The sequence below is a fragment of the Nocardioides ungokensis genome, from assembly GCF_013466985.1.
GTDB lineage: Bacteria > Actinomycetota > Actinomycetes > Propionibacteriales > Nocardioidaceae > Nocardioides > Nocardioides ungokensis.
The window spans coordinates 3,359,943-3,380,408 of the sequence record NZ_CP059164.1 but is presented as its reverse complement, the minus strand read 5'-3'; the positions used below and the strand labels follow the sequence as shown (position 1 = coordinate 3,380,408).

Here is a 20,466-nt window from a genome sequence, read left to right as displayed (position 1 = left end):
GGTGTCGTGACCGCCGAGCCGCCCACCATCGTGGTCGTCGACGACGCCGCCGAGGTCCGCATGCTGATGAAGACGCGCCTGCGCGTCTCCGGCATGTTCCACGTCGTGGGTGAGGGTGCCGACGGCGCCGAGGCCGTCGAGCTCGCCCGTGAGCACCGGCCCGCGCTGATGCTCCTCGACGTCTCGATGCCGGGCGTCGACGGGCTGGAGGCGCTCCCCGGGGTGCGCCAGGCCTCGCCCGACACCCGGGTCGTGCTCTTCAGCGGCTTCGAGGAAGCCGGCCTCGCGGAGCAGGCACGCGCCCTGGGCGCCTCCGCGTTCATCGAGAAGTCCACACCGGTCGACCTCCTCGTCGAGCGACTGCTCCACGTCGTCGGCCGGACGCCGACCAAGGCGATCGGCAACGGCTCGGCGGCCGGCGACCAGCGGGTGCTCGACGAGCACCTCGAACGCTTCCGCGAGGTGTTCGAGGAGGCGGCCATCGGAATGGCGACGATGACGCTCGCGGGCCGTCTCGTGCGCGTCAACCGGGCCCTGACCACGCTGATGCAGCTGCCCTCGGCCGACCTCGTGGGCCGGTCCTACGGTGACTTCGTGGACGGGCGGCAGTCGGCGCTCACCCAGATCCTCGACGAGGTCCGGCACCAGTCCCGCGACGTCGTCCAGCTCGAGCACGGCGTTCCCCACGCCGCCGACGGACGCTGGGTGCGGGCCACGCTCGCCCCCGTGCGCGACTCCCGCGGCCGCCCGCTCTACCTCTTCCTCCAGGTCCAGGACGTCACCGCGGAGCGCGCAGCGCTCGAGGAGCTGCGTCGCAGTGAGGAGCGCTTCCGGCTGCTCGTCGAGGCCGTCGAGGACTACGCGATCTTCATGCTGGACCCGACCGGTCACGTGGTCAGCTGGAACGCCGGGGCGCAGCGCAGCAAGCTCTACGCAGCCGACGAGATCATCGGGCAGCACTTCCGGGTCTTCTACCCGCCGGAGCTCCAGGAGCAACGGCACCCCGAGCACGAGCTCGAGATCGCGCTGCGCGAGGGGCACTACGAGGAGGAGGGGTGGCGCGTCCGCAAGGACGGAGGCCGCTTCTGGGCGAGTGTCCTGATCACGGCGGTGCACAACGCCGCGGGCGAGCACGTCGGCTTCGCGAAGGTCACCCGCGACACCAGCGAGCGTCGGCGGCTCGAGCAGGAGCGTGAGGAAGCGGTGCGGGCGCTCGCCACGGCGAACGCCGAGCTGGAGTCCCTCAACCGGCGCCTCGAGCAGTCCGCGCAGGACCAGTCGCAGTTCCTGGCGGTGACGGCGCACGAGCTGCGTACGCCGATCGGCGTGCTGGGCGGCTCGGCCGAGACCCTGTCGCGGCACTGGGGCGACCTGACCGACGAGGAGCGCAGCGAGCTCTTCGACGCGATGGCGTCGAGCACCATCCGACTCCGGCGGCTGCTCGCCGACCTGCTCACGGCGTCCCGGCTGCAGGCCAGCGGGCTCTCGATGCAGACCGAGCCGGTGCGCATCGACGACGTGGTCGCCGACGCGGTGACGGCAGCGCGTTCGACCTACCCGGACGCCGAGCTCAACGTCGGGGGCGACACCGGTGTCGTCGTGGCAGGTGACCGGGACCGCCTCGCCCAGGCCCTCGACAACCTGCTCACCAACGCTCTGCTGCACGGCGTCCCGCCGGTCACCGTGGACGTCGCTGCCACCGACAGCCGCGTCGAGATCAGGGTCAGCGACCGGGGCGAGGGGGTCACGCCGGCGATGCAGGCGCGGCTCTTCGACCGTTTCGCGACCGGCAGCAGCGGCGGTACGGGGCTCGGGCTGTTCATCGTCCGTGAGCTCGCCCGGGCACACGGGGGCGAGGCCTCCTACGATCCCGGGCCGCCGGACGGGTCCGGGCGAGCGTTCGTCATCAGCCTGCCGCGCCGGGGCCGGGAGGGGCCGTGACCATCCGGGTGCTCCTCGTGGACGACGTGGTCGACGTGCGGCGCATGCTGCGCACCACGCTGAGGCTGCGGGGTGGCTTCGACGTGGTGGGCGAGGCCGGTGACGGGGCCGAGGCCGTGCGCCTGGCCGAGTCGGAGCACCCCGACGTCGTGATCCTCGACCTCGGCCTGCCGGACATCGCCGGCAGGGAGGTGCTGACCCGCATCCGGGAGCGCTCGCCGGCCGCCAAGGTGGTGGTGTTCTCCGGCGCGGACACCACGGACCAGGACTGGATCTCCGAGCACGTCGAGGGGTTCGTGCTCAAGGACACCGAGCTCGACTACCTCGTCGACCTGCTCCAGACCGTGAGCCGGCCGCAGCACGCCGAGAGCGTGATGGACCTGCCGCACGCGCTGGCGAGCCCGGCCGCGGCCCGGAAGTTCGTCCGGGCGACGGTGATCGACTGGAACCTGACCGCCCTGCTCGACGACGCCCTGCTGGTGGTCAGCGAGCTGGCCGCCAACGCGGTGACGCACGCCAACTCGTCCCTGCGGATCAGGCTCTCCCTCAAGGAGTCTGCGCTGCGCATCGACGTCATCGACCACGGGGCCGGGACCCCGGAGCCCCAGCCGTCCAGCAACACCGCCGAGCACGGCCGCGGTCTCCACCTCGTCTCGGCGCTCACGTCCGCCTGGGGCCTGGAGGCGATTCCCGGTGGCGGCAAGGTCGTGTGGGCCGAGCTCAGCCGTCCTCGCTGACCCCGATCCTCGGACCGGTCACGCCGGGCTGCCCGGCGGTCAGCGACCGAGCAGGTGCCGGTCTGCCTTGAGCTCGAGCACGCGGAGCGCCGCCGCGTCGACCCGGTCGCGGAACGAGTGGTTCGTGCGGGCCGCCCGCAGGACCGCGCCGTACATCGCGGGTACCGTGGCGGGCTCGACCGTGAGCACCAGGTCGCCCCCGGCCCGGACGAACCTCAGCGCGCGGTCGGCGTACGACCACGGCGAGACCTGGCGGGCCCTGCCGAGATCGTCGGAGACCACCACGCCGCGGAAGCCGAGGTCGCCCCGGAGCAGCTCGCCGATCACGAAGGGCGAGAAGGCGGCCGGATTGTGCGGGTCCAGCCGCGAGTAGTACGCCGTCGACACCATCACGGCGGGCACGCCGGACCGGACGGCCTGGCGGAACGGCGCGAAGTACGGGTCGTGACGCCGCGTGACCCGGTCGGTGACCCCCGTCCGGGAGTCGGTGTTGGCGTGCACGCGGCCGAGGCCCGGGAAGTGCTTCACGGTGGGCACGACGCCGTGCGAGGACATGCCGCGGGAGAACGCGACGCCGTGGCGGCCCACCACCGTGGTGGAGTAGCCGAACTCGCGGTCGAAGGCACCGACGGGCGGGTTGTGGGCCGCCGCCGCCGGGCCGGGCACCGTGTCGACGACCGGCGCGAGATCCATGTTCACGCCGGCGGCGCGCAGCTGTCGCGCCCACCCGCCGGCGGCCCGCTCCAGCCGTTGCGGGGTCCAATGACCCTGGGTGAGAGCCGACGGCATGGTCGAGAGCCCGCGCCCCTGCAGCACCTGGACCTGTCCGCCCTCCTGGTCGGTGGAGACCAGCAGCCGGACGCCGTCCGTCGCGCGCGGGGTGGCCCGGGCCTGCATCGCCGCCGCCACCCGCGCAGGCGCCCTGACACCGCGGTAGCTGCGCCCGGTCAGCATCACGTTGCCGACGTGGAAGCGGCCGATCTGCCCGAGCGTGGCCGGGCTCGCGCTCGCGGCCGGGGTGCCGACCATGAAGAGCTGCCCCACGCGCTGCGGCAGGCTCATCCGCCCGAGGACCTGCTGGGCGGGGTCGAGGCGGTGGAAACGGTGGCCGGGCCGGTGCGGCGGCTCGTCGGACGTGCTCGCCAGGAGCGTCACGTCGTCGTCGGTCACCGGCGCCGTCGACGGGGCGACGAGCGACCCGACGATCGCGAGGGCGGCGCCTGCCGCGACGGACAGGCGGACCGACAGCCAGTGCACCGAGCAAACTCCCTGGAACGACGACGAGCACGGCCGGCGCGTACGACGGCCTCGGACCAGCCTGTCATGCCGCTGACCCCGTCCCGGGCAGCACCCCTCGGGTGCCGCCCGGGACGGTCGTCGGGCTCAGCCCAGGTGGCTGCCCATCCACGCCTCGACGTCGGCCGAGGTGCGGGGGAGCGAGTCGGAGAGGTTCCGGAAGCCGTCGCCGGTCACGAGGATGTCGTCCTCGATCCGGATCCCGATCCCGCGCAGCTCCTCGGGGACGAGCAGGTCGTCCTCCTGGAAGTACAGGCCCGGCTCGACCGTGAGCACCATGCCCTCGGCCAGGTCGCCCTTCGGGTACACGTCGGCGGCGGCGTTGCCGCAGTCGTGGACGTCCAGTCCGAGCATGTGGCTGGTGCCGTGCAGCGTCCAGCGGGCGTAGACCTTGCTGTCCGGGTCCAGCGCCTCCTCCGCGGAGACCGGGAGCAGGCCCATCCCCTCGAGGCCGTGCGCCAGGACGCTCATCGCGGCGTCGTGCGCGGCGAGGAACGGGACCCCGGGCCGCACCGCCTGGATGCCGGCCTCCTGGGCGGTGTGCACGAGGTCGTAGAGCTCGCGCTGGAGGTCGGTGAAGCGACCGTCGACCGGCAGCGTGCGGGTGACGTCGGCGGTGTAGAGGTTGCGGCCCTCCACGCCCATGTCGAGCAGGACCAGGTCGCCGGGCGTGATCGGGCCGGAGTTCTCGATCCAGTGCAGCGTGGTGGCGTGCTTGCCGCCGCCGACGATCGAGTCGTAGCCGATGTCGTTGCCCATCGCACGGGCCCGGCGGAAGAAGGTGCCCTCGATCCAGCGCTCGCCGTACTTCAGCGCCTCGGCCCACTCGCGCACCGAGTCCTGGAAGCCGAGCGCGGTGATGTCGCAGGCCTCCTGGAGCTCGCCGACCTCCCAGTCGTCCTTGATCAGCCGCATCTCGGAGACGACGCGCGCGAAGTCCTCGTCGTGGGTCGCGTCCGGGGCCACGAGGCCGTCGACCAGCGCCGAGACGCCCCGGTGCACGCGGGTCTTGCCGGACCCGGCCAGGGCGGCGGGAAGCTCGTCCACGTGCCGCACGGGCAGGCCGAGCGACGTGGAGATCTCGTGGGCCGACGGGCGGCGGCCGACCCACAGCTCGCCGTACTGCCGGTCCCGGAAGAACTCGTCGGTGTCGCGGGAGGAGCGCGGACGCGCGTAGAGCGTCGCCTCGCCGTCCTCGATCACCAGGACGGCGTCGCTGGTCTGGTTGCCGGAGAAGTAGGTGTGCGCCGTGTCGGCGCGGAACCGGTAGTCCGTGTCGTTGGAGCGGACCTTGTAGGTGCCCGCCGGGAGCACCAGCCGCTCGCCCGGGAACGCCTCGGCCAGCCGGGCCCGCCGGCGCGCGGCGTGGTCGGCGATCGGGTGACGCGGAAGGTCCAGCTCGCGGTCACCCCACCCGGTGCGCATGAACTGCGCCCACGCGTCGGGGACCTTGGGGTCGTGGGACTCGGTCTTCGGTGCGGTTGCCGGGGTCGTCGCGGCTGCTTCCGGCTGGGTCTGGTCGCTCACGCCCGTCATGGTACGCCGGACGCGGGCCCCGGACGCGAGTCCGGATAGGCTGCCGCCCATGCCAGGCCCCCGTCGAGACAGCCTCGCCTTCACGGTCGTGGTGACCGTGCTGGTGTGCCTCGGCGCGGCGCTGATGCTGCTCGTGATCGCGCTCTCGGGCGGGCCCGGCTCGCTGCTGCTGGCGACCGTCCTGGCCGCGCTGCCGGTGGGTCCGCTCGTGGCGTGCTACCTGTGGCTGGACCGCTACGAGCCCGAGCCCAAGCGCCTGCTCGCGCTCGGCCTGCTGTGGGGTGGCTTCGTCGCCACCGCGGCCGCGCTGCTGATCCAGGGCATCGGCGGCTTCGTGGTCGGCTTCAACGACCGGCAGAGCCTCGAGCTCGTGGCGCCCATCAGCGAGGAGGCCTGCAAGGGCCTGTTCCTCCTCCTGCTGCTGTGGTGGCGACGTGCCGAGCTGGACGGGATCCTCGACGGCATCGTGTACGCCGGGATGGTCGGCGTCGGCTTCGCCTTCACCGAGAACATCCTCTACCTCGCGGCGGCCTACAACGGCACCGACGGGATGGGGCCGGGAGGCTCGGAGGCGCTGACCGGGACGTTCGTGCTGCGCTGCCTCTTCAGCCCCTTCGCGCACCCGCTCTTCACCACCTTCACCGGCATCGGCGTCGGCATCGCCGTGGGTGCCCGCAGCCGCGGCGTCCGCTTCCTCGCCCCGCTGCTGGGCTACGTCTGCGCGGTGGTCGCCCACGCCACCTGGAACAGCTCGACGGTCTACGGCGTGCAGGGCTTCGTCGGCGTCTACCTGCTGATGATGACGCCTGCGCTCGTGGCGATCGTGTGCCTCGCGATCTGGGCACGTCGCTCCGAGCGGCGGATGCTCGCCTCCGCCCTCAGCGACGCTGCCCAACGAGGCCTGATCCCGGCGACCGACATCGGTTGGGTCGTGGACCTCGGCGCCCGCCGCCGCAGCCGCGCCTACGCCCGCGAGATCGGGGGTCGCGACGGCGAGCGCGCGATGCGCGACTACCAGCAGGCGGCGATCGAGCTCGGCTACCTCCACCACCGCTTCCTGCGCGGGACCCCGCCCCCCGACTTCGCCGCACGCGGCCAGGAGTACGTCGCCCGCATCGGCGCCGTCCGCCCCTCGATCAGCTTCCCCGGACAGGTGGTACCCACCCGATGACCCCGCAGCCGACCCCCGAGTCGCTCTCCGAGCCGACCTCGTCCCAGCCGTCGTCCGCCAACACCCAGATGGTCACGACGCTGGTGCGCCTGCGTGGGGCGTTGCAGGCTGCCCGGCTCCCGCTGGAGATCCCGGGCGTGGCGGAGCAGCGCGCCGCCCGGCAGGAGATGGTCGACCAGCTCGAGGACTACGTGCTGCCGAGGCTGATGACCATCGACGCACCGCTGCTGGCCGTGGTCGGCGGCTCGACGGGTGCCGGCAAGTCGACGCTGGTCAACTCGCTCGTCGGTCGGCGGGTCACCGAGCCCGGCGTGCTGCGGCCCACCACCCGCTCGCCGGTCCTGGTGCACCACCCCGACGACGCCACCTGGTTCGGGCAGGACCGGCTGCTGCCCGATCTCGAGCGCGTCACCCGGGCCACGAACGACCCGGAGGCGCTGCAGCTGGTCGCCTCCGAGTCGGTGCCCCCGGGGCTGGCGATCCTCGACGCCCCCGACATCGACTCGGTCGAGGAGCGCAACCGCACCCTCGCCGCGCACCTGCTCGCGGCCGCCGACCTGTGGCTCTTCGTCACCTCCGCCGCGAGGTACGCCGACCAGGTGCCGTGGGACTTCCTGCGCCAGGCCGCCGAGCGCTCGACAGCCGTCGCCATCGTGCTCGACCGGACCCCGCAGGACGCGGTCCAGACGGTCGCCACCCACCTGGCCCGGATGCTCGCCAGCCGCGGGCTCAAGGACTCCCCGCTGTTCACCGTCAACGAGGCCCCGGTCTCCGAGGACGGCCTGCTCGACGCCGGCGCGGTCGCGGACATCCGGGGCTGGCTGGAGTCGCTGGCCGAGAACTCCGACGCCCGGGCGGCCGTGGTCAAGCAGACGCTGGACGGCGCGATCCGCACCCTGGGCCGCCGCAGCCACGGCGTCGCCGACGCCACGGCCGAGCAGGTCGCAACGGTGCGCCGGCTGCGTGAGGACGCGGACGCGGCTTACGACCAGGCCGTGGAGGCGGTGACGAAGGCCTCGGCCGACGGCACCCTGCTGCGCGGCGAGGTGCTCGCCCGCTGGCAGGAGTTCGTGGGCACCGGCGAGCTGCTGAAGTCGCTGGAGAACCGCGTGGGGTGGCTTCGCGACCGGATGGTGAACGCGGTCAAGGGCAAGCCCCAGCAGGCCGACCGGGTCACCGTCGCGGTCGAGTCGGGTCTCGAGACGCTGATCCTGGAGCACGCCGAGGCGGCCGCCGAGAGGGCCGCCGGGTCGTGGCACTCCCTGGAGTCCGGCAAGGCGCTGCTCGCCGATGCCGGTGAGGACCTCGGCCGCGCCTCCCGCGACCTGCGACGCCGGGCCGAGCGCTCGGTGCGCGACTGGCAGGCCGACGTCCTGGAGATGGTGCGGACCGAGGGCGCCGAGAAGCGCAGCACCGCACGGTTCCTCGCCTACGGCGTCAACGGGCTGTCGGTCGCGCTGATGGTCGTGGTCTTCGCACACACCGCCGGCCTCACGGGGGCCGAGGCGGGGATCGCGGGCGGCTCCGCAGTGCTCGGCCAGAAGCTCCTGGAGGCCGTCTTCGGCGACCAGGCGGTGCGCAGCCTGGCCGAGCGGTCCCGGCGCAGCCTCGAGGAGCGGTGCGCGGCCTGCTCGACGCCGAGCGGGCCCGTTACACCGACCTCCTCGACAGCCTGGGCATCGCCCCGACGCGCCCGACCAGCTGCGGTCCGCGGCACGGCGCGTCGACGACCTGCGGTTCGCCCAGTCCCAACGGGAGGCCGGTCCCGCATCGTGAGCCCGCGACCCCCTAGGGTTGCCCCAGCACCGCCGATCCGCCGTCGAGGGAGAAGATGACGTCCTTGCTGGAGGGGGCCAAGAAGCTCGTCACCCGCGGCTCCGACATCGGCGCCCGGATCGAGGGCCTCGACGCCGCCACCGACGCCGCTCGTGGACGCCTCGACGACGGGCTGGTCGACGACGCCCGCGCCGTGGTCGACCGGGCCTCGGGACGACTCCGCCTGTCCGCCGACCACACGGTGGTCGCGATCGCGGGCGCGACCGGCTCCGGCAAGTCCTCGACGTTCAACGCGCTGACCGGACTCGAGCTGTCGGCGGTCGGGGTCCGACGTCCCACGACCTCGTGGGCGTCGGCCTGCGTGTGGGGACGCGACGGCGCCGACGAGCTGCTCGAGTGGCTCGGCATCCCGTCGCGGCACCAGACCACCCGCGACTCGATGCTCGACAGCGGTCGCCGCGGCAAGCAGGAGCACGAGCTCGACGGCGTCGTCCTCCTCGACCTGCCCGACCACGACTCCACGGAGGTCTCCCACCACCTCGAGGTCGACCGGCTCGTCCAGCTGGCCGACCTGCTGGTGTGGGTCCTCGACCCCCAGAAGTACGCCGACGCCGCGATCCACGACCGCTACCTCGCGCCCCTGGCCAGCCACCAGGGGGTCATGGTGGTCGTCCTCAACCACATCGACACCGTGCCCGAGGCGCGCCGCCAGTCGATGGTCGACGACGTACGCCGGCTGCTGGACCAGGACGGTCTGCCGGACGTGCCCGTGATCGCCGTCAGCGCCCGCCACGGGCAGGGCATCCCCGAGCTGCGGTCCGAGATCGCCCGTCGCGTCTCGGCCAAGAAGATGACCCGGGCCCGGCTCGAGGCCGACGTCCGAGCCGCCGCCTCCCGCCTGGACGAGGCCAACGGCCAGGGGAAGACCCGCGCCCTCCCCGACGAGCGCGTCGTCGCGCTGGACGAGGCGCTGGCGGAGGCAGCCGGCGTCCCGACCGTGGTCGAGGCGGTCGAGCGCTCGACCCGGCTCCGTGCGGGCCGCGCGACCGGTTGGCCGGTGACCGCGTGGTTCTCCCGGCTCAAGCCCGACCCGCTCAAGCGGCTGCACCTCGACCTCGGCACCGAGGGCCGCCAGCTCACCGGCCGCGCACGGACCTCGGTCCCGGCCGCCACCCAGGTCCAGCGCGCCCGGGTCGACACCGAGGTCCGTGCCCTGGCCGACGAGGTCTCCACCGGGCTGGCGCGGCCCTGGGTCGACGCCGTACGCCGGGCCTCGGTCGCCCGCCTGCCCGAGCTGGGCGACCGGCTCGACCGCGCGCTGGCCGACACCGACCTCGGGGCCGCCCGGACTCCTGTGTGGGCCGGTGTCGTGCGCGCGCTCCAGTGGCTGCTGCTGGCCGCCGCACTCGTGGGTGGCCTGTGGCTGCTCGCGCTCGCCGGCGCCGGGTTCCTCCAGCTCCCGGAGCCCTCGACCCCGAACGCCGGCGGGGTCCCGGTCCCGACGCTGCTGCTCGTGGGCGGGGTGCTCCTCGGGGTGCTGCTCGCGGTCGTCTGTCGCTTCCTGGTGGGCGCGACCGCGCGACGGCGGGCCCGGGTGGCCGACCAGCGCCTGCGCGAGGCGGTCCGGTCCGTGGCGCAGGAGCTCGTGGTCGACCCCGTCGAGGCGGAGCTGCTCGCCTACACCGCCGTGCGGACCGGGTTGGCCAAGGCGCTGAAGTAGCCACCATCCGTCCACAGGCAGGCGCTCCTGCCCGCTGTTCCACAGCCCCACCGGCGACGTCGTCCGGCTGTCCGTGCTCTCGCGGAGTCTCGTCCCGATCACACCGATCGGCCCTCGAGACGAAGGAGACAGCGATGAACGAGACGATGGTGACCCTCCAGGGGTGGCTCGGCAGCGACGTGACCGTGCGCCAGGCGGGGGACGCGACCGTGGCGAGCTTCCGCGTGGCCTGCACGCCGCGCCGCTACCAGAAGAAGACCGACGAGTGGGTGGACGCCGAGACCCAGTGGTACTCCGTCAAGGCCTGGCGCGGGCTCGGGGCCAACTGCGAGCGGTCGCTGCGCCGGGGCGACCCGGTCGTGGTGCACGGCCGGCTCAACGCGCAGACCTGGACCAACAGCGCCAACATCGAGGTGACCTCCTTCGAGGTGGAGGCGATCCTCGTCGGCCACGACCTGGCCCGGGGGGTCTCGCAGTTCACGCGGACGCCCGGTGCCGGCCAGCGCGCGACCGGGGTCGGCAGTGACGCAGCCGGCCCGGAGGGCGGGCTCGAGGAGGCCGCGCAGGAGGCGGCCGCATAGGGGTGGGCGGGGGGCGACGGCGCCGGTCGGGCGCCGCCACCCCACATCGGCCACGAGGCGCCGGGCCACGTAGGCTCATCGACCATGGCGGAATATGTCTTCACCCTGCGTAACGTGCGCAAGGCCCACGGCGACAAGGTCGTTCTCGACAACGTGACCCTGTCCTTCCTGCACGGCGCGAAGATCGGCGTCGTGGGCCCCAACGGCACCGGCAAGTCCTCGCTGCTCAAGATCATGGCGGGCCTCGACCACGCCAACAACGGCGACGCGATCCTCGACCCCGAGGCCACCGTCGGGATGCTCCAGCAGGAGCCCCCGCTGTCGGAGGGCCGGACGGTGCTCGAGAACGTCGAGGAGGCCGTCGGCGAGATCAAGGGCAAGCTCGACCGGTTCAACCAGATCTCCGAGGAGCTGGCCGACCCGGACGCCGACTACGACAAGCTCCTGGCCGAGATGGGCGACCTGCAGACCGATCTCGACCACGCCAACGCCTGGGACCTCGACAGCCGCCTCGACCAGGCCATGGACGCGCTGCGCTGCCCGCCGCCGGACGTGCTCGTCGACAACCTCTCCGGTGGAGAGCGTCGTCGCGTGGCGCTGTGCAAGCTGCTGCTCCAGCAGCCGGACCTGCTGCTCCTCGACGAGCCCACCAACCACCTCGACGCCGAGTCCGTGCAGTGGCTCGAGGGACACCTCGCGTCCTACCCGGGTGCCGTCCTCGCCGTCACCCACGACCGGTACTTCCTCGACAACGTGGCTTCGTGGATCCTCGAGCTCGACCGGGGCCAGGCCCACCCCTACGAGGGCAACTACTCGACCTACCTCGAGACCAAGAAGGACCGCCTCAAGATCGAGGGCCAGAAGGACGCGAAGCGGGCGAAGATGCTCGAGCGCGAGCTCGAGTGGGTGCGATCCAACCCCAAGGCCCGGCAGGCGAAGAGCAAGTCCCGTCTGGCTCGCTACGAGGAGATGGCGGCCGAGGCCGACCGGATGCGCAAGATCGACACCTCCGAGATCAACATCCCCGCGGGTCCGCGCCTGGGCGACATCGTGCTCGAGGCCCACGGTCTGGCCAAGGGCTTCGGCGACCGCACCCTCATGCACGACCTGACGTTCACGCTGCCCCGCGCCGGCATCGTCGGCGTGATCGGCCCCAACGGCGTCGGCAAGACCACGCTGTTCCGGATGATCACCGGCCAGGAGCAGCCGGACGGCGGCGAGCTCAAGGTCGGCACGACGGTCAAGATCTCCTACGTCGACCAGAGCCGCGGCGGCATCGACCCCAACAAGAACGTCTGGGAGGTCGTCTCCGACGGCCTGGACTTCATCAAGGTCGCCAACTTCGAGATGAACTCGCGCGCCTACGTCGCGTCGTTCGGCTTCAAGGGGCCCGACCAGCAGAAGAAGGCGGGCGTGCTCTCCGGTGGTGAGCGCAACCGGCTGAACCTCGCGCTCACGCTCAAGATGGGCGGCAACATGCTGCTGCTCGACGAGCCCACCAACGACCTGGACGTCGAGACGCTGTCGTCGCTGGAGGACGCGCTGCTGGAGTTCCCGGGCTGCGCCGTCGTCACCTCGCACGACCGGTGGTTCCTGGACCGTGTCGCCACCCACATCCTCGCGTGGGAGGGCGACGAGGAGGACGACGCCAAGTGGTTCTGGTTCGAGGGCAACTTCGCGTCGTACGAGGAGAACAAGATCGAGCGGCTCGGTGTCGAGGCGGCGCGTCCGCACCGCGTCACTCACCGCCGCCTGACGCGGGACTGATGAGCTGACCGGGTGGCTGAGCCTCGAGACCACCACGCCTGAACGCAGGGCGGCGACCCCCGTGGTCGCCGCCCTCGTTCGTCTCACCGGGTCTCGACACGCTCCGTCGCGACCTCGTGCCTCGGTCGCGGTCGCTGCTCGACCACCACCATCGAGCGGATCGGCTCCGCCGCTCCGATCAGCGAATCTCGATCTCCGGCCTGGCGGCGACCAGGTGGTCGGCGACGGCGTTCATCACGCGGCCGACCGCTGCGAAGTCCTCGGCCGAGGCCAGGTCGACCAGGTGGTCCCGCACACCGTTGACGTGGACGGGCGCCACCCGCACCAGCAGGTCCCAGCCCGCGTCGGTCATCCGCGCCAGGATCCCGCGCCCGTCGTCGGGTGAGGTGCAGCGCTCCACCAGTCCGGCGCGCTCCATCCGGGCGACGGTGTGGGTGACCCGGCTGCGGCTGTGGGAGAGGGCGTCGGCGAGCTGGGCCATGCGCAGCTGCCGCCCCTCGCGCTCCGAGAGGCGGACGAGGATCTCGTACTCCACCAGGGAGATGTCGAACGAGCGACGCAGGTCGTCGTCGAGCCGGTCGAAGAGCAGGGTGGTGCCCATGACCAGGGCACGCCAGGTGCGCTGCTGGTCGGCATCGAGCCAGCGCGCGGTGGACGTCTCGGTCATGGGCACCACCCTAACGACAGCGGGGCGCTCGTCGGGCCGGGCGTGGCCGACTCAGCCGAGGCGCTCGAGGATCAGCGCCATGCCCTGGCCGCCGCCCACGCACATGGTGATCAGTCCGGTCGTCTTGTCGTGCCAGTTCAGCGAGTTGAGCATCGTGTTCTGGAGCCGGGCGCCGGTCATGCCGAAGGGGTGTCCGACGGCGATCGCGCCGCCGTTGACGTTGAGGCGTTCGATGTCGATGCCGAGGTCCTGGTAGGACGGCACGACCTGCGCCGCGAACGCCTCGTTGATCTCCACCAGGTCGATGTCGCCGATCGACATCCCGGCATGGGCCAGGGCGCGCTTGGTCGCCTCGACCGGGCCGAGGCCCATGATCTCGGGGGAGAGGCCGCTGACGCCGGTCGACACGATCCGCGCCAGCGGGGGTCAGGCCGAGCTCGGCCGCCTTGGTGTCGGACATGATGACGACGGCGGCGGCACCGTCGTTGAGGGCGCAGCAGTTGCCGGCGGTCACGACGCCGTCGGGGCGGAACACTGGCTGGAGCTGGGAGATGGCCTCGTAGGTCACCCCGGCGCGCGGCCCGTCGTCGGCGCTGACCACGGTGCCGTCGGGAGTCGTCACCGGGGTGATCTCGCGCGCCCAGAAGCCGTCGTTGATCGCCTTCTCGGCGAGATTCTGCGACCGGACGCCGAACTCGTCGAGCTCCTCGCGCTTCAGGCCGCGCAGCCGGGCGACGTTCTCGGCGGTCTGGCCCATCGCGATGTAGGCGTCGGGGAGCGTGCCGTCCTCCCGGGGATCGTGCCAGTTCTCGCCGCCCTCGGCGGTCTTCGCGGTCCGTGCCTTGGCGTCGGCGAAGAGGGGGTTCTGGGTGTCGGGCCAGTGGTCGGAGGTGCCCTTGGCGAACCGGGAGACCGTCTCGACGCCCGCGGAGACGAAGATGTCGCCCTCGCCGGCCTTGATCGCGTGGAAGGCCATCCGGGTCGTCTGCACCGAGGAGGCGCAGTAGCGGGTGACGGTGGCACCGGGCACGGCGTCCATGTCGTTGAGGACGTTGACGATGCGGCCCATGTTGTTGCCGGACTCACCGCCGGGGAGGCCGCAGCCGAGGTAGAGGTCGTCGACGGTGTTCGGGTCGAGGCCCGGCACCTTCTCGAGGGCGGTCCTGACGATCAGGGCGGCGAGGTCGTCGGGTCGGAAGTCCTTGAGGGACCCCTTGTTCGCGCGTCCGATGGGGGTGCGGGCGGCGGAAACGATGACTGCCTCGGGCATGGGAACTCCGTTCGGGAAGGGGTCTGCTGCGCTCGTCACCCTAGACGTTGCCCGCGGTCGCCGGACGAGGCCTTCGTCACGTCCCGCTCAGGCGCCGGCCGGTCCCGCGAGGCTGCCCATCAGCAGGCCCAGGGAGCGGGCCAGGAACCCCGCGACGCTCGGCGTCGGGCTTGGCCAGTCCGGCGAGCAGGATGCCGTCGAACGACGCGCACAGCGTCTCGGCCCGCGCATCTCCGTGCGCCCGGTCGGTGGCGTTCATGATCCCCGCGACGACGCCGACCAGCTGGGCGCGGGAGGCGGCGAGGAGGGCCGCCAGCTCGGCGTCACGCGGGCCCTCCAGCGAGAGCTCCAGCTTGGCCCGCAGCAGCTCGCGCTCGTCGAGCCAGCGGGCGAACAACCCCGTCGTCAGCTCGACCGCGCGGTCGCTGTCGCCGGAGCAGCCGCGCAGCTCCTCGGCGAGCGCGGTCACGTCGGCGGCCAGGGTGGCGACGACGTACTCGGTCAGCGCGATCTGGAGGGCGCGCCGGGTCCGGAAGTACGCCGAGCAGCTGCCCTCGGCCAGTCCGGCCCGCCGGTCCACGGCCCGGTGCGTCAGGCCCCGAAGACCTTCGTCCGCGACCACGTGGAGCGCCGCCTGCAGGAGCTCGCGGCGGCGGGGGGTGAGCCCGGTGCCGGGCGAGGCGGTGTCGACGGGCATCGGAGCCTTCCTTCCAGGCGGGTCGAGTCGCAGCGGTCGGGGGACTGTGACTGGGCACACTACCCGCGGGGTTGGGGAACAACGACGACCCGGCGTACCTTCTACATACGTAGAGATTCTACAACCGTAGAAAGGACATCATCATGGCCTCCGTGGATCTGACCCCGATCATCCCCGTCGTCATCGCCTTCTTCGTCCTTGCGGCGATCGCCGGCCTCCTGGCCGTCGCAGCCGTGGTCGACCTCGTCGTGAGCAGCCGCCGCACCCGCCTCGCCTCGCGCCAGTCCGTGCGCACCTACTACCGCGGGCTCTCGCTCAGCCACTGATCCGCCGCGCCGGGCCCCGCGCGGGGTCTGGCAGCATCGAGCCCGTGCGCCACGTCTACGAGTGTCCGATGCGATGGGCCGACATGGACCTCCTGGGTCACGTCAACAACGTCGTCTACGTCGACTACCTCCAGGAGGCCCGGGTCGACATGTTGCGCACCCACGGCCCCGCCGCCGTGACGGGTGAGCTGGCCGAGGGGGTCGTCGTGGTGCGCCACGAGGTCACCTACCTGGCGCCGCTGACCTTCCAGTTCCGGCCGGTGAAGATCGAGTGCTGGGTCACCGAGGTCCGGGTCGCCTCGTTCACGATGGCCTACGAGATCTTCCAGGACGCCCCCGAGGACGAGGGCGGGCGCCGGGTCTACCTGCGGGCGACGACGCTGCTGACGCCGTACGTCTTCGCCACCGAGCGCCCCCGCCGCCTCAACGACGTCGAGCGCGCAACGCTGCAGAACTTCCTCGAGCCCTGGGACAGGGCGCCGCGCGTGCCCCTCGCGCCGACCCGTCGCGACGACGTCGGCCACTACCCGGTGCACGTGCGCTTCTCCGACGTGGACGTCTACGGCCACGTCAACAACGTGAAGTACTTCGAGTACCTGCAGGAGGCCCGCATCCTGCTCACCGCTCGCCTGTGGCGCGACCTGCCCGCAGGGACCCCGCCGGTGAGCATCGTCGTCGCCCAGACCGACGTGGACTACAAGGTGCCGATCCTGTTCCGTCCCGAGCCGTACGACGCCTGGTCCTGGATCTCGCGGGTCGGCACCCGGTCGGCGACGATCGAGTCGGTGATCTGCGACGGCGACACGGTCCTGTCCCAGGCACGCGTCTCGATCGTGTTCTTCGACCGCGAGACGCAGCGCTCGACGCCGCCTCCGGACGTCTACCGCGAGCGGCTGCTGGCGGTGCTCGGCTGACCCTGGCTCGGGCCCCGACCCGATTCCTGCCCCTGTTCCTTCCCCTGGGCCTCGCGCAGGCGCCGCAGTCCGCGGTGCCGGGCGACCCGGACGGCCACCGGGCTGATCCCGAGCGCCCGGGAGGTGCTCTCGACGTCGAGGCCCACCACGTCGATGCAGGCCACCACGTCGCGCTCGCGAGGGGGCAGGCCGCGCAACGCGTGGGCCACCCAGTCGCGCGCGACCAGGGCGGGCTCGGGGCCGTCCGCGTGCTCTCCCTCGGGCAGGTCGGCGCTCGGCTGGGTCACACGCCGCAGGCTGCGGCGCCGCGAGTTGGCGGCCAGGTTCCGTGCGATGCCGAAGATCCAGCCGGCGAACTCCGAGGAGGTGCCGGAGAAGTCGTGGATCTTCTGCGCAGCGGTCAACCACGCCTCGGCGGCGAGGTCCTCGGCGGAGATCGCCGCGTCGGCGCTGGGGCGGGTGCCCAGCCAGACGACGAGCCGCCCCGCGTGCGCCCGGTAGAGCTCCCGCCAGGCGTGCGTGTCACCGGTCTTGGCGCGTGCGACCAGCTCGTCGTCGTTCATCCACCCGCCGGCAGGTCGTCGGAGGGTCCGGGCCGGTCCGGGTCGCCCTGGTCGTCGCTCTGGTCGTCGCCCTGGTGATCGCCCGCGTGGTCGCCCTCGTGCCCGACGTGGTGGGAGCCGGCTCCGTCGTCCTCGGGGCCGGGGTCTGCCGATTCGCCGTCGGTGTCGCTGCCGTTGTCGGGGGTGTCGGGCTGACCGGAGTGGGGTGACGACGCGGGGTGGCTGCCCTCGGTGCTGCCCGGTGACGTGGCCGTGGGGACGCCGGGCTGGTCGCCGGGAACGACGTCGCCGGCGGAGCCGCTCTCGTCGGGCCGGGCGGAGGCACCGGAGCCGGACCGCACCGCGCCGCGGGAGTCCGGGGTGGCGTCCCTGCTGGGCGTGGAGGCGTCGCGCCCGTCGCCCCGGTGCGGGTTGGTTGCCGGCGGAGCCGGGGGAGCAGGGTCGTCCGATCCCGTCACCGCGGCGGCGAGCCACGCGCCGCCACCGAGCACGCCGGCGACGCTGGCGGCAGCGACGGCGATGCGCCACCCGCCTCGGGCAGCGGCTCTTGCGGCGGTGGCCGGACCGGCCGGGGCCGATCGTGCCGCGAGGTCGGCCAGCCGGGCGACGAAGGCGTCGTCGGGCTCGAGCGTCGGGACGTCGACACGCAGATCGGTCGATCCGGCAGTGTGGTCGGTCATGGGCGGTCAGTCATGGCAGGCCTCGCGAGATGGGGCAACGCCCCGGCGGTAGCGCGGGGGGATGCTACCGCCGGGACGTCGTTCGTGGGGCCCTGGGTCAGCCGTCGCTGCCCGAGTCGCCGTCGTCACCCTGGTCATCACCCTCGTCGTCGCCCTGGTCGTCGCCCTGGTCGCCGTGGGTGCCCGCGTGGGTCGTTGCCTGGTCGTCCGGGTGGTCGCCGGCGTGCTCGTCCGGGGTGGCGTGGTCGCCCTGGCCGTCGGCGACCTCGCCCTGGTCGTCGGCGTCCTCGCCCTGGTCGTCCGCCTCCGGGGTCGGCGCCGGCGCGGTGCTGTCGTCGCCCTGGTCGTCAGCTGCCTGGCTGTCGTCGGCCGGCGTGCTGTCGTCGGTGGAGGCCTCGTCGCCCGAGGGGGCCGTCGTCTCGTCGTCACCCGGGTCGGTCGTCTCGGTCGCGTCGTCCGAGGGCTCGTCCGTCGAGGCCTGGTGCCGGGCGCGCGCCTCGGCCGCCCTGGCCTGCCCTGCTGCGGCGTGCTCGTCGACCTCGTGCCCGTTCTTGTTCACGACGGGGGTCGGCGTGCCCTCGTCACCCGAGGTGCCCCCGGTGGCGTACGCCGCGCCCACGGAGGTGAGGGCGGCGATGGCTGCGCCGGCCGCGATGGCCCGAGCTGCGGTGGTCCTGCGCATGTGGATGACTCCTTGTCGTCGCCTGGCGCGGGAAGCTCCCGCGCCGTGGTCATCCGTTACCTGTCGCGATCAGCTGCTGGTGTTACACCGATCCGGAAGTTTCTCGGATTTCTCGCTCCGGCGCCCGGGGTCACTCGAACGTGTTGACCATGAACTGCGCCGCGTGGGTGACGTACTCCCAGAACCGGGTGTCCTGCTCAGGCGTCAGCTCGACGGAGTCCAGGCCGGCCCGGAAGTGTCGCAGCCAGTGGTCCTTGGCGTCCGGCGTCACCGCGAACGGCGCGTGGCGCATCCGCAGGCGCGGGTGTCCCCGGGTGTCGGAGTACGTCGTGGGGCCGCCCCAGTACTGCACCAGGAACAGCAGGAAGCGCTCCTCGGCCGGACCGAGGTCCTCCTCGGGGTAGAGGGGCCGCAGTACCTCGTCCTCCGCGACGCCCTCGTAGAACTTCGCGACGATCCTCCGGAAGGTCTCGAAGCCGCCGATCTCGTCGTAGAAGGTGGTCACGGGCCCATTGTGCCGAGCGGCCACGGCCACCCTCACACCGGCGTGGAAGACTCGACCCCGTTCCGCAGTCGAGTCGAAGTGAGGAAGACATGGCAACCACCCGCAAGGCCACGACGAACTGGGAGGGCAGCCTCTTCGAGGGTGCCGGCAAGGTCACCCTGGAGTCCTCGGGCATCGGGACCTACGACGTCTCGTGGCCCAGCCGCGCGGAGGAGGCCAACGGCAAGACCAGTCCGGAGGAGCTGATCGCGGCCGCCCACTCCTCCTGCTTCTCGATGGCGCTGTCCAACGGCCTGGCCCAGGCCGGCACCGCGCCCACCTCGCTGGAGACGAGCGCCGAGGTCGAGTTCACCCCGGGCACCGGCATCACCGGCATCAAGCTGACCGTGCGCGGCGTCGTCGAGGGCATGAGCAACGACGACTTCGTCAAGGCCGCCGAGGCCGCCAAGGTGGGCTGCCCGGTGAGCCAGGCCCTCGCCGGCACCACGATCACGCTGGACGCCGCGCTGGCCTGATCCACTCCCGACGACGCAGCAGGGCGGTGACCGTGGTGGTCACCGCCCTGCTCCGTCTCGCGACTGTGGCTCGTCAGGCGCCGGTGCGTGCCTCGTCGGCCTCGACCGCGGTCGCCGGTGCGACGCCGGCCTCCTCCGCCTCTGCAGCCTTCTCCTCGCGGTGCCAGATGACCCGCTGGGGGAGCGGGATCTCGATGCCCTCGTGGTCGAAGCGGGCCTTGATCCGCTGACGCAGCTCACGGGCCACGCCCCACTGCTCCATCGGCGCGGTCTTGAGCAGGACCCGCAGGGAGACCGAGTCGGGGTTGAGCATCTCGACACCGGTGACCTCGGGCTCCTCGATGACGATGCCCTTGTAGTCCTCGTCCTCCCACAGGTCGTGGGCCACCTCGCGCAGGACGCGCTGCACCCGGGCGAGGTCCTCGCGGTAGGCGACGCTCACGTCGACGACGGCCCGCGACCAGTTCTGGCTCATGTTTCCCACGCGCAGGATCTCGCCGTTGGGGACGTACCACACGGTGCCGTTGAGGTCGCGCAGGCGTGTGACGCGGAGGCTGACCGCCTCGATGGTCCCGCTGGCCTCGCCGACATCGACGACGTCGCCGACGCCGTACTGGTCCTCGAAGATCATGAAGATGCCGGAGAGGAAGTCCTTGACCAGCGACTGGGCGCCGAAGCCCAGCGCCAGGCCGATGATCCCCGCGCTCGCGATGATCGGGGCGATGTTGACGTTGAGCTCGCTCAGCATCATCGTGCCGAAGATCGCGACCAGGATCCCGGTGACGATGCTCTTGAGCAGGTCGCCCATCGTCTTGGCCCGCTGGACGCGACGGGTGGCCGTGACGGCGTCACGCGCGGAGGTCTGGCCCCCTCGGCCGCCCCGCGAGAACCGGTTGACCGGGAGCATGCCGTGATCGGCCTGCGCCACGAGACGGTCCACGAGCCGGTGGAGGACCCAGCGGATCACCAGTCCCGTCAGCAGCAGGCCGAGGATGGCCAGCGGCTTGCCGATGATGATGTCGGCTGCCCTGGCGACCGTCTCGTTGCCGGTGATGTCCATGGTCGCCTGGCAGATCTGTTCTCCAGACGTGCACGGACCTGACGCGTCTAGCCCAAACATGC

At 72.4% G+C, this 20,466-nt stretch carries 19 protein-coding genes and 1 pseudogene; 10 read left to right on the top strand and 10 right to left on the bottom strand.

Features of this window, described 5'->3' with window-relative positions:
• The first annotated feature begins 6 nt into the window (after positions 1-6).
• On the top strand, positions 7-1,941 hold the full coding sequence (locus tag H0S67_RS16650) for a PAS domain S-box protein (protein WP_246354820.1): 1,935 nt from the start codon (positions 7-9) through the stop codon (positions 1,939-1,941).
• On the top strand, positions 1,938-2,678 hold the full coding sequence (locus tag H0S67_RS16645) for a response regulator (RefSeq protein ID WP_246354819.1): 741 nt from the start codon (positions 1,938-1,940) through the stop codon (positions 2,676-2,678). Before H0S67_RS16650 ends, H0S67_RS16645 begins: the two co-directional genes overlap by 4 nt.
• 39 nt (positions 2,679-2,717) lie before the next feature.
• Here H0S67_RS16645 and H0S67_RS16640 read toward each other — a convergent pair whose 3' ends face one another.
• Entirely contained in the window at positions 2,718-3,935 is a 1,218-nt protein-coding gene (locus H0S67_RS16640; RefSeq protein ID WP_180933938.1) for a glycoside hydrolase family 3 protein, read from the bottom strand.
• 126 nt (positions 3,936-4,061) lie between these two features.
• Positions 4,062-5,510, bottom strand: a complete 1,449-nt coding sequence (locus H0S67_RS16635) for an aminopeptidase P family protein (RefSeq protein WP_180933937.1) — start codon at positions 5,508-5,510, stop codon at positions 4,062-4,064.
• Positions 5,511-5,559: 49 nt separating this feature from the next.
• On the opposite strand from H0S67_RS16635, the gene H0S67_RS16630 reads away from it, so the two are divergent.
• The 5 genes from H0S67_RS16630 (at position 5,560) to ettA (ending at position 12,525) form a co-directional block, all read left to right on the top strand.
• Positions 5,560-6,681 carry a PrsW family intramembrane metalloprotease gene (locus H0S67_RS16630; protein ID WP_180933936.1) on the top strand — a complete coding sequence of 374 codons (1,122 nt, stop codon included), beginning with the start codon at positions 5,560-5,562 and terminating at the stop codon, positions 6,679-6,681.
• Positions 6,678-8,516 carry a dynamin family protein gene (locus tag H0S67_RS16625; protein WP_246354817.1) on the top strand — a complete coding sequence of 613 codons (1,839 nt, stop codon included), beginning with the start codon at positions 6,678-6,680 and terminating at the stop codon, positions 8,514-8,516. Before H0S67_RS16630 ends, H0S67_RS16625 begins: the two co-directional genes overlap by 4 nt.
• Positions 8,513-10,177, top strand: coding sequence for a GTPase (locus tag H0S67_RS16620; RefSeq protein WP_180933935.1), 1,665 nt, complete (start codon positions 8,513-8,515; stop codon positions 10,175-10,177). The genes H0S67_RS16625 and H0S67_RS16620 overlap by 4 nt, the downstream gene beginning before the upstream one ends.
• 134 nt (positions 10,178-10,311) lie before the next feature.
• Complete coding sequence (locus H0S67_RS16615; RefSeq protein ID WP_180933934.1) at positions 10,312-10,758, top strand: single-stranded DNA-binding protein; 447 nt, start codon at positions 10,312-10,314, stop codon at positions 10,756-10,758.
• An 84-nt stretch (positions 10,759-10,842) separates the two neighbouring features.
• A complete protein-coding gene (gene ettA / locus H0S67_RS16610; protein ID WP_180933933.1) occupies positions 10,843-12,525 on the top strand; it encodes an energy-dependent translational throttle protein EttA in 1,683 nt (560 codons plus the stop codon).
• 178 nt (positions 12,526-12,703) lie between these two features.
• Here ettA and H0S67_RS16605 read toward each other — a convergent pair whose 3' ends face one another.
• The 3 genes and pseudogenes from H0S67_RS16605 to H0S67_RS16595 all read right to left on the bottom strand — a co-directional run bounded on the left by H0S67_RS16605 (position 12,704) and on the right by H0S67_RS16595 (position 15,159).
• On the bottom strand, positions 12,704-13,192 hold the full coding sequence (locus tag H0S67_RS16605) for a MarR family winged helix-turn-helix transcriptional regulator (RefSeq protein ID WP_180933932.1): 489 nt from the start codon (positions 13,190-13,192) through the stop codon (positions 12,704-12,706).
• Positions 13,193-13,243: 51 nt separating this feature from the next.
• A pseudogene (locus H0S67_RS16600) lies at positions 13,244-14,462 on the bottom strand (acetyl-CoA C-acetyltransferase).
• Between the two features lie 76 nt (positions 14,463-14,538).
• Positions 14,539-15,159 carry a TetR/AcrR family transcriptional regulator gene (locus H0S67_RS16595; protein WP_180933931.1) on the bottom strand — a complete coding sequence of 207 codons (621 nt, stop codon included), beginning with the start codon at positions 15,157-15,159 and terminating at the stop codon, positions 14,539-14,541.
• A 143-nt stretch (positions 15,160-15,302) separates the two neighbouring features.
• Here H0S67_RS16595 and H0S67_RS16590 point away from each other — a divergent pair, with 143 nt between their 5' ends.
• Complete coding sequence (locus H0S67_RS16590; RefSeq protein ID WP_180933930.1) at positions 15,303-15,485, top strand: hypothetical protein; 183 nt, start codon at positions 15,303-15,305, stop codon at positions 15,483-15,485.
• Between the two features lie 68 nt (positions 15,486-15,553).
• Positions 15,554-16,399, top strand: a complete 846-nt coding sequence (locus H0S67_RS16585; RefSeq protein ID WP_219635310.1) for an acyl-CoA thioesterase — start codon at positions 15,554-15,556, stop codon at positions 16,397-16,399.
• Here H0S67_RS16585 and H0S67_RS16580 read toward each other — a convergent pair.
• The 4 genes from H0S67_RS16580 to H0S67_RS16565 all read right to left on the bottom strand — a co-directional run bounded on the left by H0S67_RS16580 (position 16,366) and on the right by H0S67_RS16565 (position 18,829).
• Positions 16,366-16,962, bottom strand: coding sequence for an RNA polymerase sigma factor (locus H0S67_RS16580; protein WP_180933928.1), 597 nt, complete (start codon positions 16,960-16,962; stop codon positions 16,366-16,368). The genes H0S67_RS16585 and H0S67_RS16580 overlap by 34 nt on opposite strands.
• The gene (locus H0S67_RS16575; RefSeq protein WP_180933927.1) at positions 16,959-17,642 is read right to left on the bottom strand and encodes a hypothetical protein; all 684 of its coding nucleotides are present in this window, start codon (positions 17,640-17,642) and stop codon (positions 16,959-16,961) included. The genes H0S67_RS16580 and H0S67_RS16575 overlap by 4 nt, the downstream gene beginning before the upstream one ends.
• Before the next feature lie 97 nt (positions 17,643-17,739).
• Positions 17,740-18,324 (bottom strand): hypothetical protein, encoded by a 585-nt coding sequence (locus H0S67_RS16570; RefSeq protein ID WP_180933926.1) that lies wholly within the window; start codon positions 18,322-18,324, stop codon positions 17,740-17,742.
• Positions 18,325-18,454: 130 nt separating this feature from the next.
• Entirely contained in the window at positions 18,455-18,829 is a 375-nt protein-coding gene (locus H0S67_RS16565; RefSeq protein WP_180933925.1) for a globin, read from the bottom strand.
• Positions 18,830-18,918: 89 nt separating this feature from the next.
• Here H0S67_RS16565 and H0S67_RS16560 point away from each other — a divergent pair, with 89 nt between their 5' ends.
• On the top strand, positions 18,919-19,344 hold the full coding sequence (locus H0S67_RS16560) for an OsmC family peroxiredoxin (protein WP_180933924.1): 426 nt from the start codon (positions 18,919-18,921) through the stop codon (positions 19,342-19,344).
• A 73-nt stretch (positions 19,345-19,417) separates the two neighbouring features.
• On the opposite strand, the gene H0S67_RS16555 is transcribed toward H0S67_RS16560, so the two are convergent.
• Positions 19,418-20,404 (bottom strand): mechanosensitive ion channel family protein, encoded by a 987-nt coding sequence (locus tag H0S67_RS16555; protein WP_180933923.1) that lies wholly within the window; start codon positions 20,402-20,404, stop codon positions 19,418-19,420.
• Between the last annotated feature and the right edge of the window lie 62 nt (positions 20,405-20,466).